This window comes from Streptococcus sp. F0441 (genome assembly GCF_000314775.2).
In the GTDB taxonomy this organism is placed as follows: Bacteria; Bacillota; Bacilli; order Lactobacillales; family Streptococcaceae; genus Streptococcus.
Genome location: NZ_KB373321.1, coordinates 759711 through 774587, shown reverse-complemented (window position 1 = coordinate 774587; position 14877 = coordinate 759711). Strand labels below are relative to the sequence as shown.

Below are 14877 nucleotides of genomic sequence, written 5' to 3'. Positions count from 1 at the left end.
GAGTAGTAAACTCAGGCCCTTTCTTTTTTATGGATGACTAACAATCAATTCCAAACCTTGACCTTCCAAGGTCCAAGCTTCGACATCACTTGGTAGGATAAAGTGGCTGCCTTTTTGGATTGGATAGTTTTTCCCGTCAACAGTTAGTTGGCCTTGACCAGCTAAGACACTGAACAGGCTGTAGTCAGCTGTCTTTTCAAAGTCAACTTTGCCAGTGATTTCCCACTTGTAAACTGCGAAGAACTCGCTGGAAACGAGGAGTGTAGAACGCAGGTCATCAGCTTTGACAGTCACAGGTCGGCTATTAGCAGGCTCCCCAATATTTAGAACATCAATGGATTTTTCAAGGTGAAGTTCACGCAAGTTGCCCTTGTCGTCCTTGCGGTCAAAGTCATAGACACGGTAGGTAGTGTCACTAGACTGCTGGGTTTCAAGAATCAAGATACCCGCCCCGATAGCGTGCATGGTACCACTTGGTACATAGAAGAAATCTCCAGCTTTAACTGGTACTTTTGTCAACAGCGCATCCCAGTTTTTGTCCTCGATTTGCTGGCGGAGTTCTTCTTTTGATTTGGCATTGTGACCGTAGATAATCTCTGAACCTTCATCCGCAGCGATGATGTACCAGCACTCTGTTTTTCCGAGCTCGCCTTCATGCTCTAGTCCATAGGCATCGTCTGGGTGAACTTGAACACTGAGCCAGTCGTTGGCATCTAGAATCTTAGTCAACAGTGGAAATACAGGTTCTGGACGATTGCCAAACAACTCACGGTGTTCCGCATATAAAGTAGCTAGGTCTGTTCCCTCAAAACGACCATTGGCAACTTTAGAAACACCATTTGGGTGGGCTGAGATAGCCCAGTATTCTCCGATTTTTTCACTTGGAATGTCGTAACCAAACTCATCACGTAGCTTGGTTCCACCCCAGATTTTTTCTTGCATAACTGATTGTAAAAATAATGGTTCTGACATCTTATTCTCCTGTCTGTTTTTCTCACTTCATTATAGCAAAAAGCTAGCGCTAATTGAACTCTTTTTCACATCTTATAAAGTAGGGAGAAGATTTTATAAAAATAGTAACGAAATAATCTTTTACTTTATGGAGGAACCTCTAAAGCAGCACTCAGAAAGCTCGCTGTCAACGGCTTTTTTCCTCAACTCTCATTAGACTTCCTTTACTTGAGAATCTATTTTTATGTACAAAAAAAGACTGAGACCAGTCTTATTTTTAAATCAATGCCGTGATAGCCGTTACTAGGCCAAAAACGATACCCGGTGCATTAGCAGCCGCAAGGGGAATATCTCTTTCTTTCTTGAAAAGACCGTAGTAAACCCATAGGCTACAGTTGATGGCTGCGACCAAGGGTTGGATGAAGTTTCCTTTTTGACCAGCCAGGTTGTTCATGATTTGTGGGAAGTAAGACACATACATCATAACGGACATGAAGGTCGCTACCCAGCCCAAAATTTTCATTTGTTTTTCAGACATTTTCAAAACCTCTTTCATTTTTATGAATCATATTTTATAATCTTTCTTCAAAACAATCAAGACTTTGAAGCTTTTGTTATGAAGATGTAAACTATCACAATCTTGTGATAAGAAAGAGGAAACAGAAAAAGACCGGATTGCTCCGATCTTTCAATAGTTCCTATTCTCACATTCTGTATTAAGAATAATTATGGTTAGCTTCAAATGATTAAGCGCCCTATTTCATACGATAAAAATCAATCACTAGGCCAGCAGGGCCTTTTACAAGCAAGGATTCTGTCCCCCAATCGGTTACAGCTGGGCCGTTTAAAACTGTGATACCAAGATCTTTCAACCGTTGATAGTTCTGGTCTACATCCTCAACCTCGATGTGAAGAATGATTCCTGACTGAAAATTGTCCAAAGGAATCAGGTGATTTTGTGATAACATGAGACAATGACTGCCAATCGTAAACTGAGCAAAAGCATCATCAGCATAATCAGCCTTTTTATCCAAAAGACGCTCCAAGTCAGCACAGACTTGGGGAACATTTGAAACGATAATATCTAATTGATTTAAATTCATTGATTATCCTCCAGAAAAAGACCGGATTGCTCCGATCTTTTCAAGTTCCACTCTATGAAAATCAAAGAATAAACAAGGCATCGAACCGCAGGCAGTACTGAAGTACGGCAAGGTGAAGATAACACAGTTTACATTTGATTTTCGACGAGAGAAATTATTTAATTGCGCGTGATTGCAAACCTTCTTCTTCCAAGAAGAGACGGAATGGTACGAGTTCTTCTGCTTCGTATTTTTCCTTGAAGGCTTTGATTGCTTCTTCTGAGTGAAGTTTTGGATCCAATTCAAGTACTTCTACTGGAAGTGGACGGTGTTGAGTGATGTGAGCATCGATCACAACAGTTTTACCTTCTTTGTTCAATTTAACAGCTTCTGCAACAACTGCATCGATGTCTTCGATACGGTCAACTGTAAATCCAACAGCTCCTTGAGCTTCAGCGATTTTTGCATAGTCAGCATTAGGGAAGTCACAACCAAACAAGTGTTTGTTTGTGTCTTCGTATTTGTCCTTGATGAAGGCATATTTACCATTTGAGAAGACAACGTTGATAACTGGAAGGTCGTATTGAACGTTTGTGATAACGTCTGGGTAGCACATGTTGAATGCACCATCACCCATGATGTTCCATACTTGGCGATCTGGATTGTCTTTCTTAGCAGCGATACCACCAGGAAGGGCAATACCCATTGTCGCAAAGAGTGGAGATGTACGCCACATGTTCTTAGGTGTCATATGAAGGTGACGAGTAGATGTTTGAGTAGTGTCACCTACGTCGATTGAGTAGATAGCATCTTGATCAGCATGTTTATTGATAGCATTGTAAACTTGGTACAATTGCAACTCACCCTCAGTTTTACCTTCGAGTTTGTTCATGTAATCACGCCAGTTTTGGTTGTTCTTCACGTTTGCACGCCACCATGGAGTAGATTCAACTGGGTTCACTTTGTCAAGGATTGCTTTCGCTGCTTGACCTGCATCACCAAGGATAGAAGCATCAAGGGCATGACGTTTACCAAGTTTGTATGGATCGATGTCAACTTGGATGAATTTTTCAGTGTTCTTGAAGGCTTCGTAAACTTCAGCAAATGGGAAGTTTGAACCAAGGAAAAGAACTGTGTCTGCTTCAAAGACCACTTCGTTGGCTGGTTTCCAACCAACACGGTAAGCAGAACCTGTCAACCCTTCATAGTTCCATTCAAAAGCTTCAAAGTTTTTACCAGTTGTGATGATTGGTGCTTTGATTTTACGTGACAATTCAGTAATCACTTCACCAGCTTTGACACCACCGTAACCAGCGTAGATAACTGGACGTTCAGCATTGTTCAAGATTTCAACAGCTTTGTCGATTTCAACTTCGTTCAAAGCAGGAGCGATGAATGAACGTTCGTATGAACCTGAACCGTAGTAAGAGTTTTCGTCGATTTCTTGGAAACCGAAGTTTACTGGGATTTCAACAACAGCTGGACCTTTTTTAGAAACTGCAGCGCGGCAAGCTTCGTCGATTACTTTTGGCAATTGCTCAGCGTAAGCTACACGTTTGTTGTAGACAGCGATACCGTTGTACATTGGGTTTTGGTTCAATTCTTGGAAGGCATCCATGTTGAGTTCGTTAACTGGACGTGATCCAAGGATAGCAAGGAATGGAGTGTTATCCATAGCTGCATCGTAAACACCGTTAATCAAGTGAGTCGCACCTGGACCACCTGAACCTACTGCAACCCCGATTGAGCCACCGAATTTAGCTTGCATGACCGCTGCAAGAGCACCTGTTTCTTCGTGGCGAACTTGCAAGAAGCGGATATCTTTGTCTTCAGCCAAAGCGTCCATGAGTGAGCTGAGTGTTCCTGATGGGATACCGTAGATTGTGTCTACGCCCCATGTTTTCAATACGTTGAGCATTGCTGCAGATGCAGTAATTTTCCCTTGAGTCATAATGATAACTCTCCTTCAAATATTTTTAAAACTTGATTCATCCGTTTTCATATACTAATTGGAAACGTTTCAGCAAATTTTTACTCTACTACTTTACCACATTTGTTTTGGGTCTCCTAAGAATGTGCTCAGAAGTTTTTATTCTCTATTACAGTACAGTTTGAAAACGTTTTTAATATCTGTTTTATAATAATACTCAATGAAAATCAAAGAGCAAACTAGGAAGCTAGCCGCAGGTTGCTCAAAACACTATTTTGAGGTTGTGGATAAAGCTGACGTGGTTTGAAGAGATTTTCGAAGAGTATAAAAAGCGAGCAAGCTCGCTTTTAGTCTATTTTACTAAAGTTTAGCATGAGTGAACTGGTTAATACAGATACAGAACTAAAGGCCATGGCTAGACCAGCCAGTTCTGGATTGAGAACGAGACCAATTCCTGAAAAGACTCCTGCTGCAATCGGAATTCCGATAACATTGTAGATAAAGGCCCAGAAGAGGTTGAGCAGAATTCGATTAAAGGTTTTCTTACTCATATCAAAGGCACGAACAACTCCTGTCAAATCATTGTGAGTAAGAACAATCCCTGCCGACTCAATGGCAATATCGGTTCCTGCACCCATGGCAATCCCCACATCCGCCACACTGAGGGCTGGCGCATCATTGATGCCATCTCCGATAAAGGCCACTTTACCAGCCTCTTGCAGTTGATGGATTTCATGCGCTTTTTCTTCTGGCAAGACACCAGCAATGACCTCTTCAATGCCGATCTGATCTGCAATGGCACGCGCCACACCTGCATTATCTCCTGTCAGCATAACTGTTCGGAGACCACGTTTTTTCAGCTGATTGATGGCGAGTTTGGCATTTTCCTTGGGAATATCTTGCAAGGCAAGCAAGCCTTTGATTTCATTGTCAACAGCCAAGTACACAACTGTCTTAGCTTCTTTTTCCAGCTCTTCTAGTTTCTCCTGATAAGTGGTCGAAATATCCATACCATTTAGCATTTTAGCATTTCCAAGCAAGACTTGTTTCCCATTGATTTGCCCTGAAACACCTTTCCCGTGCAAGGCTTGGAAATTTTCTACAGTATGAAGCTCAAGTTCTGCTTCACTCGCTCGCTTGACAATAGCTTGAGCCAATGGGTGTTGAGAGGCTTCTTCTAAAGAGGCAGCTAAGCCAAGTACTTCTGTCTCGTCGCCAATGATATCAGTGACTACTGGTTTTCCTTCCGTCAAAGTTCCTGTCTTATCAAAGACGAGAGTTTGGACTTTCTGGATTTCCTGTAAGACGGTTCCATTCTTGAGGAGAACACCCATTTTGGCACTACGACCAGTCCCCACCATGAGGGCTGTTGGTGTTGCAAGTCCCAAGGCACAAGGGCAGGCGATAATCAGAACTGCTACCCCATAAAGAAGAGAGGCCACAAAGCTAGCCCCAAGCCAGACAAACCAAATCCAAAAAGTTAAAATCGCTAAAATGACAACTGCTGGGACAAAAATCCCTGAAATCTTATCCGTCAAGTCCTGAATCGGTGCGCGGCTGGTCTGGGCTTTCTTCACAAAGTCTACAATCTGTGCCAAAACAGTCTCTGAACCAACTTTTTCTGCTTTGAAAACCAGTGTTCCACTATTATTGATGGTGGAGCCAATGACGGTATCTCCAACTGTTTTGTCTACCGGCAGGCTTTCACCTGTCACCATGGATTCGTCAATACTGGACACACCTTCGACTACAACACCATCAACCGCAATCTTTTCACCGGGACGCACTCGAATCAGATCACCTACCTTGACTTGCTCCAAGGGGACTTGAACATAGCGGTCATCACGCAAGACTTCTGCTGTTTTAGCTTGCAAGTCCAGTAGTTTCTCTACAGCTTGGGAAGTATTTTTCCGCATTTTTTCCTCAAAAACGGCTCCCAAAAGAACGAAGAAGAGGATAAATCCAGCACTTTCAAAGTAAACAGGGAGACCAGCAAAGAGAGCAACTAGGCTATAGAGATAGGCTACTAGAGTTCCAAGTGCCACCAAGGTATCCATATTTGCATTGTGCTTTTTAAAGCTGGCCCAAGCACTCTGAATATAAGGACCACCAGCCACTAGCATGATAGGTGTTGTGGCTAAAAAGGTGCCCCAATGCATAACTGGATGACTGATAGTCCCTGTCAACATCCCAATCATGAGGAAAACAAGAGGCAGGGTAAAGATGCTAGTAATCCAAAAACGTTGCAAAAGTGACAAAGATTTTCGAGTCTTCTCAACGACTGTATAACTTCCCTTTTGCATCTTCATACCACATGAGAATTCATGCTCACCCAATTCTTGAGGTGTAAAACGAATTGTCTTCTCTTCATCTACGCCGATTGGTTCCAAGATGCCTTCTTCTTCAAACAGAATTTCCTTATAACAGTTTGAAGGAGTTGTACGATGAAAGGTAATTTCAGCGGGAATTCCTTTTTGAAGCTGAATATGGGCTGGATGGTAGCCTTTGTCTGCCGTGATACGGATTTTTTGAACACCATTTTCAAGACTTGCTTTTACAATTTCAGTCATCTCATTCTCCTATTCTACAATCATCTTACCGTGCATCATATTCATACCACAAGAGAAACCATACTCTCCTGATTCTTCAGGTGTGATTTCCACTACATACTCTTCACCCATAGGCAGGTCCGCATGTACACCAAAGTCCGGAAAAACAATCTGATCCAGACAGGGTGAAGGGTCCTTACGGTCAAAGATAATGCGTGCTGGCACTGATTTCTTGAGAATAATCAACTCAGGCGTATAGCCCCCTTTGACCTCCACTCGAATCTCTTGGTAACCCTTTTTTTGCTGGGCCTTTTGTTCAGATTTTTCAGGCTTTTTGAAAAACCAAAACAAGATAAACGCGATAAGGGCAATACAAATAATGGTTACAATACTATTTAACATGACATCTCCTTTACATACAATTACATTTGACTTCAGCAACTGCGCTGGCTTTTTTCTCAGAAATCACAGTTTCCAAGTCTGCCAAATCAGCCTGAGTAAAATCACATTCCATAATCAAATCAGCCACTAACTGTTTCATCCTACGAGAACAAACCTTGTCTTTGATATCTTGGACAAGCAAGTCTCGACTTTGATCCAGAGTTAAAAGGGCTGAATAAATAAAGGACTTGCCCTCTTTTTTCCTGGTCAAGCACTCTTTCTCAACCAGGCGAGCCAAAAGGGTTTGAACTGTAGACTTGGACCAGTCAAACCGCTCTGCCAGAACCCTGATCAAATCCGTGCTGGTCTGTTCTCCCTGCATCCAAACAATCTTCATAACCTGCCATTCTGCATCTGAAATCTGCATAATCACACCTCCTAAATCTACATTTGTCGATTACAGTTATTAGTATACTCCGAAAATCTACATTTGTCAATTATAAAATTAATCTTTTCTTTGAAAAATAGAATTTTAAGCATTTGATGAGAGATTTGCAGTCAAATTTCACTATATAAACTATAAAAATATGCTATACTGTAGAAAAAAGAAAACAACCACTAGGGGTGCGTAAAGCTGAGATTAACAACTGTTAGATCCCTTTGACTCAATCTAGGTAATGCTAGCTGATGGAAGTGGAAATGATGATGAGGACTAGCTGGTCTTCTATTACTTTCCTCAAACAGACTAGCTTGTTCTTAAGAATACAAACTTCAGTTGGTTGGGAGGTTTTAGATGACTTATTTACCCGTTGCTCTAACCATTGCAGGGACTGACCCTAGTGGCGGTGCTGGCATTATGGCTGATTTAAAGTCATTCCAAGCTAGAGATGTCTATGGAATGGCCGTTGTCACCAGCCTTGTCGCTCAAAATACCAGAGGCGTTCAGCTAATCGAGCACGTCTCCAACCAAATGCTGGAAGCTCAATTGGAGAGTGTCTTTTCGGATATCAAACCTCAGGCTGTAAAAACTGGTATGTTGGCAACTACTGAGATCATGGAGATCATCCAACCCTACCTTAAAAAAATGGACTGCCCCTATGTCCTTGACCCTGTTATGGTCGCAACAAGCGGTGATACCCTGATTGATACCAGTGCGAGAAGCTTCCTAAAAACAAACCTGCTTCCCCTTGCAACCATTATCACTCCCAATCTTCCTGAGGCAGAAGAGATTGTTGGTTTTTCGATTCATGATCCAGAAGACATGCAGCGTGCTGGTCGCCTGATTTTAAAAGAATTTGGTCCTCAGTCTGTTGTTATCAAAGGTGGCCATCTTGAAGGTGGTGCAAAGGATTTCCTCTTTACCAAGGAGGAGCAATTTGTCTGGGAAAGCCCAAGAATTCAAACCTGTCACACCCATGGTACTGGATGTACCTTTGCTGCAGTGATTACAGCTGAACTAGCCAAGGGCAGAAGTCTTTACCAGGCAGTTGATAAGGCCAAGGCCTTTATCACAAAAGCCATCCAAGACGCTCCTCAACTCGGACATGGTTCTGGACCAGTCAATCATACAACTTTTAAAGATTAAGAAAAAAACTCTCTAGCTCCTACTTTAAGGGAATTAGAGAGTTTTTGATTAGGAAACAATGTCATCTAGCTTTGTTAAAAAGGCTTGTGTTTTCGCCTCAATATCTTCTGCCTGCATCAAATCACGTACGACAGCTACTCCAGCTATACCCGTGCCGATAAGTTGGTCAATATTCTCTGACGTCAGGCCTCCGATAGCAACTACTGGAATGGCGACCGTTTGGCAAATTGTTTTCAAGGTTGAAATCAGGGTGATAGGCGCATTTTCCTTGGTCGTAGTCGGGAAAATGGCTCCTGTTCCCAAGTAATCCGCACCCGATGTTTCTGCTTCGAGAGCTCTTTTAACCGTTTTAGCAGTGACACCGAGGATTTTTTCAGGACCCAAGACTTTGCGGGCAACCGAAACTGGTAGTTCATCGTCGCCAATATGCAAACCTGCAGCATCGACTGCAAGACAGATATCCAACCGATCATCGATAATTAAGGGTACTTGGTAGGCATCTGTTATTTCCTTGACTTGTTTTGCCAGTTGATAGTATTGATTGGTGGTGAGATTTTTTTCTCGTAATTGGATGATGGTAACACCTGAACGGCAGGCCGTCTCGACTTTTTCAAGAAAGCTTTCCAAGGAATCTTGGTAGCGATTGGTTACTAGATACAGTCTAAGTGCTTCTCTATTCATAAAAGTCTCCTTTGATGGCTTCTAGCCAATTTTCGTCTCTTTTTAGGAGAGAGAGTTGATTGAGAACTTGATATCGAAAATCTTCCAATCCCATTCCTTGAACAACTATTCTCTCAGCAGCGATATTGAGATAAGAAACTGCTAGGCAAGAAGCTTCAAAAGCAGTCTTTCCTTGGCTGAGAAAAACGGCTGTCAAGGCTCCGACCAGGTCTCCTGTCCCTGTTATCCAGTCCAATTCTGCACAGCCATTCCTCAATACAGCAACCTGGTTCTCCGAAACGATGAGATCCTTGGGGCCAGTGACTAGGAACGACATACCAGGATAGGTCTGACACCAGTCTTTCAAGACTTGAAGCAGATCCTCAGTTTCTTGATCTTTAGCACTAGCATCAACCCCAACTCCGTGGTGCTTTAAACCAACAAGGCTTCGGATTTCTGACATATTTCCTTTAAGGACCGTGGGCTTGTATTCAAAAAGATCTCTGACTAGTCCCTTACGAATGGGGGAAGCCGCAACGCCAACCGCATCTACTACCATTGGGAGAGAAGCTTGGTTTGCATAAGTAGCTGCCATACGGATTGCTTTTTCCTTCTCAGCTGACAAATGCCCCAAATTGATGAAGAGAGCCTGACTTTGCTTAGTAAAATCAAGAACCTCACGAGGGTCATCTGCCATGACTGGTTTAGATCCCAGAGCCAAAATGCCGTTGGCCAGCATCTCACAAGAAATCTCATTGGTAATACAGTGAATCAAGGAACTGGTTGCCAGAGGGAAAGGATTTGTCAATTTCTGCATCATTCTATCCTTTCTCCAAAGAAATATCCCTGCACTTTTTTAAAGAATTCCTGCTTGATCAAAAATCGAAAGGCGAGGAAAGCTATGGCTGTACCGATCAAGGTTGCTCCGAAAAATCGAGGGGTGTAGATAAACCAGCTGAGCTTGGCCGCAGATCCGGTAAAGAGAACCATGACAGGATAGGAAACAATGGAACCGATTATCCCCGTTCCCAAGATTTCTCCTAGGGCAGAAAAGTAAAATTTTCTACCGTACTTATAAAAGAGACCTGCAAGGAGGGCTCCAAAGGTAGCTCCTGTTAGGGCCAAAGGCGGAATGCCTTGAGTAGACATACGGATAAAGGCTGTGACTGTAGCCATGACCAAGGCATAAACAGGTCCCATCAAAATTCCTGCAAGAATGTTGACTACACTGGACATCGGTGCCATCCCTTCAATTCGAAAGATGGGTGTAAGAACTACGTCAAGAGCAATCATCATGGATAAAATGGTTAATTTGTGAACTTGTAGTTGGTGGTTTCTCATTTTCTATTTCTTCTCTTTTTCTAAGGACTGCAAATCACTTGTCCAGGTTTGATGTTGGTAAGCCATCTCCCAAAACTTGGCTTCCATATGGACACTTCGATGGAAGGCCTCTAGCATTTTTTGTTTGTCCGTCTCATTGCTTTCTCGATAGAGTTGATTAACCAGCTCTTCTTCCTCTTTAATCTGTTGTTCTAACTCATCGGTGATATAGGTTTCAATCCACTGTTGATAAAGAGGATTTGGGGATGGTTTGCGATTAAGTGCCTTGCCCAAATCATGGTATAACCAAGGACATGGAAGCAAACTAGCAAAAGCAATGCCCAAGTTTGACTCTGCAAACTGTCGATAAATATGCGAAATGTAATGATAACAGGTTGGAGCGATCGGTTGCTCGTCCATTTCCTGGTCGCTGATTCCTAATTCCTTGAAAAATTGTTGGCGGATAAACAACTCACCATCCACTAGACTCTGGGCATTTTGTTTCAAGAGTTTTTTCATTTCCTCGTTTGAAGTCTTATCAGCCAAGAGGTGATAGGCTTCTGAAAAAGACTTCAGATAGTAGGCATCCTGAATCAGGTAATAGCGGAAAATAGAAGGTTCTAACGTTCCCTCTTGTAACTGTAATACAAATGGGTGATGAAAGGAAGCCTGCCAAACTTCCCTGGATAATTCCATCGCAATATCTGTAAATTCCATAATAACTCCTTTATAAAAATAAACCGGTTTGAATCAATAAAAAGAAAAGTAGGTAGATTAATTTTGTTTTTTTAGAAATATAAAAAGTCCGATAACTATTCTCCACCTGTGCATGTTCGTCATATCCATGCGCCGATAGAGCTCTCAGGTAAAGATGGCGCCATCTAAAGACCGTCATCAGAACCTTGCTGTAAATCAAGGGCGACCAAACATGCAGTTTTTGACCACGTAATAGGCAAGCTTCTTTGAGGGACTTGATTTCTTTCTGAATAAGGGGAAAGGAATTAAATACCACAATCAAGGCATAAGCCCAAGACCGTGATAACCCCTTTTGAGCTAAGTACAAAAGAAGCTCTTTTAGGGAAATAGAGGAAACAAAGACAAGACCAATACAAACGGTCACAAAGGCCCTCGTTCCAAGCATCACTGCCTGCGAAGCATCCCCATGTAACTGAATTGCCCAATAGTTGGCAAAAGATGGTAAAAGGGCGAGCACAAGCATCCAAGCCAGCATTTTAAATCGACGGTAATAGAGCATAAAGAGAATACAAAATGCGACTACCGAAAGATTCAGAGCAATCGAAGGAATGAAAGATGTTTCCAAGGATAAAATCAGCAAGAAGAGACTGATAATCGGTGTCTGGGTTGCTACTTTGATCATACTATCTCACCTCCCCTTGAATATTGCTACTCTGAGATGTGAGTGGTTTGGTAATTGTCACTTCTTTCACATGACTGAGACCCTGACTAGTCATCTCAATCCAATAATCAACCACAGAGATCAAGGGATCTAAACGATGGCTAATGATCAGAAAACTTCTTCCTTGATTTCTCTCCTCCACAATCCACTGACAAAAATAATGGCAAGCTCTATCATCCAAACCTGCAAAAGGTTCATCTAGCAAGATCACAGAGGCCTTACTAGTCAAGATGGTCAGCAGCTGAAGAATCTTTTGCTGGCCACCACTTAATTGATAGGGACTCCTATCAAGCGCCTGCTCCAGATTAAAATATCGTAAAGCTTGGAGAATCCGTTGATTTCTTTCAGAGTCTGGACTATCTAATTGCAGTTCCTCTCTCAGACTAACTCGGATAAACTGCTTCTCAGCTTCCTGAACAACACCTGTCAGATCACGATACAGACTTTTTTTCTTTTTCAGGACTTTCCCCTTCCAAGTAATGCACCCTTTATACTTTTGAAATTGAAGAATAGAGCGAAAGAGGGTTGATTTCCCGACACCATTGTCACCCAAGATACAGGAAATTCCTTGGTAGAATGTAAAATCCGCAATTGAAAAGAGGGAGCGCTTATCCAGCTCACAAGTCGTTCTATCCATATGGAATAGTTCTGGACTAGAAGCAACTTCCTTTGAAGCAACCTTTGTCATCTCAGAGGTAGGGATTTGAAACACTTCCCTTAGTTGGCCATCTCTTAGCTCCACCATATGGTCGATATAGACTTCATAGTCCGTTAAATCATGGTCGCACAGGATAACTGTCTTCCCATCAGAGACCAACTCTTTTAGAATCTCCAATATCTCTATCCTACTCTTGCGGTCAATGGAAGCGAAGGGCTCATCCAAGAGATAGACCCTAGGATTCATAGCAAAGAGAACAGCCAAAGCAGCCTTTTGCTTTTCCCCACCTGATAAGTGATGAATTGGACGGTGCAAAATCGCCTTGCAGCGACATTGCTGGACAACCTCTGCTATTTTAGAATCAATTTCCTGAACGGGATGGCCGATATTCTCCAGGGTAAAAATCAGCTCCTCAAACAAGTTCTCCATGGTAAATTGATGATTGGGATTTTGAAAGAGAATGCCAACCGTCTGGACACGTTTGACGATAGAAAGCTGACTGACCTGGGTCCCATCTATCAGGACTTGACCACTATAGGGAAGAGAACTGACTTGGGCAATGACTTGAAAGAGGCTGGATTTTCCTGAACCACTGCTCCCAACTAACAAGGTAAAGGCTTGCTCATGAAAAGTAAAATCAATCGGTTCCGAAAAGATTGGGGATTGAATCCCTCTTAATTCCAGGCCCATCTATGCCTTTCCTCCAGCTGCAAACTGATGGTAGAGTTTGACAATGGCACGAACCAAGATGGTACAGAAGAAAAAGACGGAAATAAAACGCACCACCAGCAAGGAAAGGACAAAAGGAAGGGAGAAGGCATAGTAACCTAATTTAAAGTATTCATAGACAAAGCTAAAAAGGGTAATCCCAATACTATTAGCAGTTAGAGAGAGCCAACTTTCATAACGATTCTTGGTCACAAGAAAGCCAAATTCACTTCCCAAACCTTGAACCAAGCCAGACAACAGAGCGCCTAGACCGAATTGGCTACCATAAAGGACTTCAGCAAGCGCAGCAAGCACTTCTCCAATCGTCGCACTTCCGACTCTTGGAACAAAGATGGCCGCAATGGGCGCAGCCATACACCAGAGACCAAAGAGGATTTCATTGGCAAAGGCCTGCAAACCAAGAGGGGCTAAGATTAGTGTGAGAATATCAAACAGATAACCTGAACCCACAAAAACGCCACCAAAAAAGATAGATAAGAAAGCAAGCAAGATAACATCTTTTAACTGCCATTTTTTCAACATAAAAAACTCCTTTTTAAAAGAAAAGTGGGGCATTCAAGTAGAGCTACCAAAAGGCTTGCCGTCAAGCCTATCCTCTTTTGATAAACAAAAAAACTCCAATTACAAACGAGAATTAGAGTTTACCTTACAAGATTAGACAGTTCTTTTCGACATACGAAAAAACCTTTTCACATTTCCCTTCGCCAGTATTAACTGTATCAGGTTCAATGGGTATCATCTCAGCCTAAAGCACCCCAAATGTCTTTATTATTTTATTACTGGACCAGTATAACAGAATTTGAAAGCCCTAGCAAGATATTTGACCGGAAAATATATTTATATAGTTTGTTTGTTAATTCTTTTAATCTACATAAAAGTATTGAATCTGTCCTATAATTCATAACCAATATCAAAAAAGGCTAATTCTAAAGCAACTGCTTGATTCCAGCGTTGCTGAAATTCTGTCAAATCTTCTCTACCTTTCCCGACACGATTGAGTTCGTCAACCAGAAATTGAACCCACTCTGTAAAGAAAGGACCTCTGTGGAGATTGATCCATTCCAAATGAATATAGGCTTCAGGTAGTGCCAAATCTTTAGAACCCCAGTCTAAATAGAGACCTTCTGCAATGACCAGCATGACCAAAAGATGGGCATAGTCTGATGAAGACACAGCAGAATACATTAGCTCCTGAAAGGCTTTTGTTATAGGGTGCAAAGTCACTTCTATATATTCATTCTCTGCTACTTTTAACTCTTTGAAAGCCTTTTGGAAATAGCCGTCTTCATCTGCTTCAAGAAAACCTAGTTGCTTGGCAAAACGAAGCTTGGATTCAAGCTGGTCTGCGTGGGCTACGCAGGCACCCAGCATGGATAAGAAGGCATCAAAGAAGTGATAATCTTGAATTAGGTATTCTTTTAAGACATTATTCTCAATTGTTCCTGCAAAAAGTTCCTTGACAAAACGATGATTGATTGCAGCCTGCCAATCCTTCTGACTGCTTTTTAATAATTCTCCAACAATCAAACCTGGCTGAAATGCATAGTCTTGTGTTTCCATATTTACTTCTCCTATCTTTACTCCTTAGTAATTAATAAAACACCAAGAGATACCA

At 42.1% G+C, this 14877-nt stretch carries 16 protein-coding genes and 2 riboswitches; of the genes, 1 reads left to right on the top strand and 15 read right to left on the bottom strand.

From position 1 onward, the window contains the following. Positions 1-27: 27 nt before the first annotated feature. The 7 genes from manA to HMPREF9188_RS03605 all read right to left on the bottom strand — a co-directional run bounded on the left by manA (position 28) and on the right by HMPREF9188_RS03605 (position 7320). Positions 28-972, bottom strand: a complete 945-nt coding sequence (gene manA, locus HMPREF9188_RS03640) for a mannose-6-phosphate isomerase, class I (protein WP_009729946.1) — start codon at positions 970-972, stop codon at positions 28-30. Positions 973-1228: 256 nt separating this feature from the next. Further along, positions 1229-1489, bottom strand: coding sequence for a SemiSWEET family transporter (locus HMPREF9188_RS03635; protein WP_001291473.1), 261 nt, complete (start codon positions 1487-1489; stop codon positions 1229-1231). Between the two features lie 217 nt (positions 1490-1706). Then, positions 1707-2054 (bottom strand): VOC family protein, encoded by a 348-nt coding sequence (locus tag HMPREF9188_RS03630; protein ID WP_001052665.1) that lies wholly within the window; start codon positions 2052-2054, stop codon positions 1707-1709. A gap of 154 nt (positions 2055-2208) precedes the next feature. After that, positions 2209-3984 carry a pyruvate oxidase gene (gene spxB / locus HMPREF9188_RS03625; RefSeq protein WP_000191806.1) on the bottom strand — a complete coding sequence of 592 codons (1776 nt, stop codon included), beginning with the start codon at positions 3982-3984 and terminating at the stop codon, positions 2209-2211. Between the two features lie 326 nt (positions 3985-4310). Continuing rightward, on the bottom strand, positions 4311-6533 hold the full coding sequence (locus HMPREF9188_RS03615) for a heavy metal translocating P-type ATPase (RefSeq protein WP_009729945.1): 2223 nt from the start codon (positions 6531-6533) through the stop codon (positions 4311-4313). Between the two features lie 9 nt (positions 6534-6542). Continuing rightward, a complete protein-coding gene (locus HMPREF9188_RS03610) occupies positions 6543-6914 on the bottom strand; it encodes a cupredoxin domain-containing protein (protein ID WP_009729944.1) in 372 nt (123 codons plus the stop codon). 10 nt (positions 6915-6924) lie between these two features. Further along, positions 6925-7320, bottom strand: a complete 396-nt coding sequence (locus HMPREF9188_RS03605) for a CopY/TcrY family copper transport repressor (RefSeq protein ID WP_009729943.1) — start codon at positions 7318-7320, stop codon at positions 6925-6927. Between the two features lie 183 nt (positions 7321-7503). Beyond that, a riboswitch (TPP riboswitch) is annotated at positions 7504-7602 on the top strand. Between the two features lie 84 nt (positions 7603-7686). On the opposite strand from HMPREF9188_RS03605, the gene thiD reads away from it, so the two are divergent. Then, on the top strand, positions 7687-8478 hold the full coding sequence (thiD, locus tag HMPREF9188_RS03600) for a bifunctional hydroxymethylpyrimidine kinase/phosphomethylpyrimidine kinase (RefSeq protein ID WP_009729942.1): 792 nt from the start codon (positions 7687-7689) through the stop codon (positions 8476-8478). A 48-nt stretch (positions 8479-8526) separates the two neighbouring features. Here thiD and thiE read toward each other — a convergent pair whose 3' ends face one another. The 8 genes from thiE to HMPREF9188_RS03560 form a co-directional block, all read right to left on the bottom strand. Then, on the bottom strand, positions 8527-9159 hold the full coding sequence (gene thiE / locus HMPREF9188_RS03595) for a thiamine phosphate synthase (protein WP_009729941.1): 633 nt from the start codon (positions 9157-9159) through the stop codon (positions 8527-8529). After that, on the bottom strand, positions 9152-9955 hold the full coding sequence (locus HMPREF9188_RS03590) for a hydroxyethylthiazole kinase (protein ID WP_033588965.1): 804 nt from the start codon (positions 9953-9955) through the stop codon (positions 9152-9154). Before HMPREF9188_RS03590 ends, thiE begins: the two co-directional genes overlap by 8 nt. Next, on the bottom strand, positions 9955-10479 hold the full coding sequence (thiW, locus tag HMPREF9188_RS03585; protein WP_001244057.1) for an energy coupling factor transporter S component ThiW: 525 nt from the start codon (positions 10477-10479) through the stop codon (positions 9955-9957). The genes HMPREF9188_RS03590 and thiW overlap by 1 nt, the downstream gene beginning before the upstream one ends. Positions 10480-10482: 3 nt before the next feature. Next, entirely contained in the window at positions 10483-11175 is a 693-nt protein-coding gene (gene tenA, locus HMPREF9188_RS03580) for a thiaminase II (RefSeq protein WP_000397225.1), read from the bottom strand. 10 nt (positions 11176-11185) lie between these two features. After that, positions 11186-11836: an energy-coupling factor transporter transmembrane component T gene (locus HMPREF9188_RS03575; protein WP_009729939.1), complete on the bottom strand. Its 651-nt coding sequence runs from the start codon at positions 11834-11836 to the stop codon at positions 11186-11188. A gap of 1 nt (position 11837) precedes the next feature. Beyond that, complete coding sequence (locus tag HMPREF9188_RS03570) at positions 11838-13223, bottom strand: ATP-binding cassette domain-containing protein (RefSeq protein ID WP_009729938.1); 1386 nt, start codon at positions 13221-13223, stop codon at positions 11838-11840. Beyond that, positions 13224-13784: an ECF transporter S component gene (locus tag HMPREF9188_RS03565; protein ID WP_009729937.1), complete on the bottom strand. Its 561-nt coding sequence runs from the start codon at positions 13782-13784 to the stop codon at positions 13224-13226. It lies immediately after the preceding gene. 157 nt (positions 13785-13941) lie between these two features. Beyond that, positions 13942-14030, bottom strand: a riboswitch (TPP riboswitch). A 123-nt stretch (positions 14031-14153) separates the two neighbouring features. Further along, entirely contained in the window at positions 14154-14822 is a 669-nt protein-coding gene (locus HMPREF9188_RS03560; protein WP_009729936.1) for a TenA family protein, read from the bottom strand. Between the last annotated feature and the right edge of the window lie 55 nt (positions 14823-14877).

Coding starts and splice junctions, on each gene's coding strand:
- thiD (WP_009729942.1), top strand. CDS start 7,687: ATGACTTATTTACCCGTTGCTCTAACCATTGCAGGGACTGACCCTAGT.
- tenA (WP_000397225.1), bottom strand. CDS start 11,175: ATGGAATTTACAGATATTGCGATGGAATTATCCAGGGAAGTTTGGCAG.
- thiE (WP_009729941.1), bottom strand. CDS start 9,159: ATGAATAGAGAAGCACTTAGACTGTATCTAGTAACCAATCGCTACCAA.
- HMPREF9188_RS03630 (WP_001052665.1), bottom strand. CDS start 2,054: ATGAATTTAAATCAATTAGATATTATCGTTTCAAATGTTCCCCAAGTC.
- HMPREF9188_RS03610 (WP_009729944.1), bottom strand. CDS start 6,914: ATGTTAAATAGTATTGTAACCATTATTTGTATTGCCCTTATCGCGTTT.
- HMPREF9188_RS03590 (WP_033588965.1), bottom strand. CDS start 9,955: ATGCAGAAATTGACAAATCCTTTCCCTCTGGCAACCAGTTCCTTGATT.
- HMPREF9188_RS03575 (WP_009729939.1), bottom strand. CDS start 11,836: ATGATCAAAGTAGCAACCCAGACACCGATTATCAGTCTCTTCTTGCTG.
- HMPREF9188_RS03565 (WP_009729937.1), bottom strand. CDS start 13,784: ATGTTGAAAAAATGGCAGTTAAAAGATGTTATCTTGCTTGCTTTCTTA.
- HMPREF9188_RS03615 (WP_009729945.1), bottom strand. CDS start 6,533: ATGACTGAAATTGTAAAAGCAAGTCTTGAAAATGGTGTTCAAAAAATC.
- HMPREF9188_RS03560 (WP_009729936.1), bottom strand. CDS start 14,822: ATGGAAACACAAGACTATGCATTTCAGCCAGGTTTGATTGTTGGAGAA.
- manA (WP_009729946.1), bottom strand. CDS start 972: ATGTCAGAACCATTATTTTTACAATCAGTTATGCAAGAAAAAATCTGG.
- HMPREF9188_RS03605 (WP_009729943.1), bottom strand. CDS start 7,320: ATGCAGATTTCAGATGCAGAATGGCAGGTTATGAAGATTGTTTGGATG.
- HMPREF9188_RS03635 (WP_001291473.1), bottom strand. CDS start 1,489: ATGTCTGAAAAACAAATGAAAATTTTGGGCTGGGTAGCGACCTTCATG.
- thiW (WP_001244057.1), bottom strand. CDS start 10,479: ATGAGAAACCACCAACTACAAGTTCACAAATTAACCATTTTATCCATG.
- spxB (WP_000191806.1), bottom strand. CDS start 3,984: ATGACTCAAGGGAAAATTACTGCATCTGCAGCAATGCTCAACGTATTG.
- HMPREF9188_RS03570 (WP_009729938.1), bottom strand. CDS start 13,223: ATGGGCCTGGAATTAAGAGGGATTCAATCCCCAATCTTTTCGGAACCG.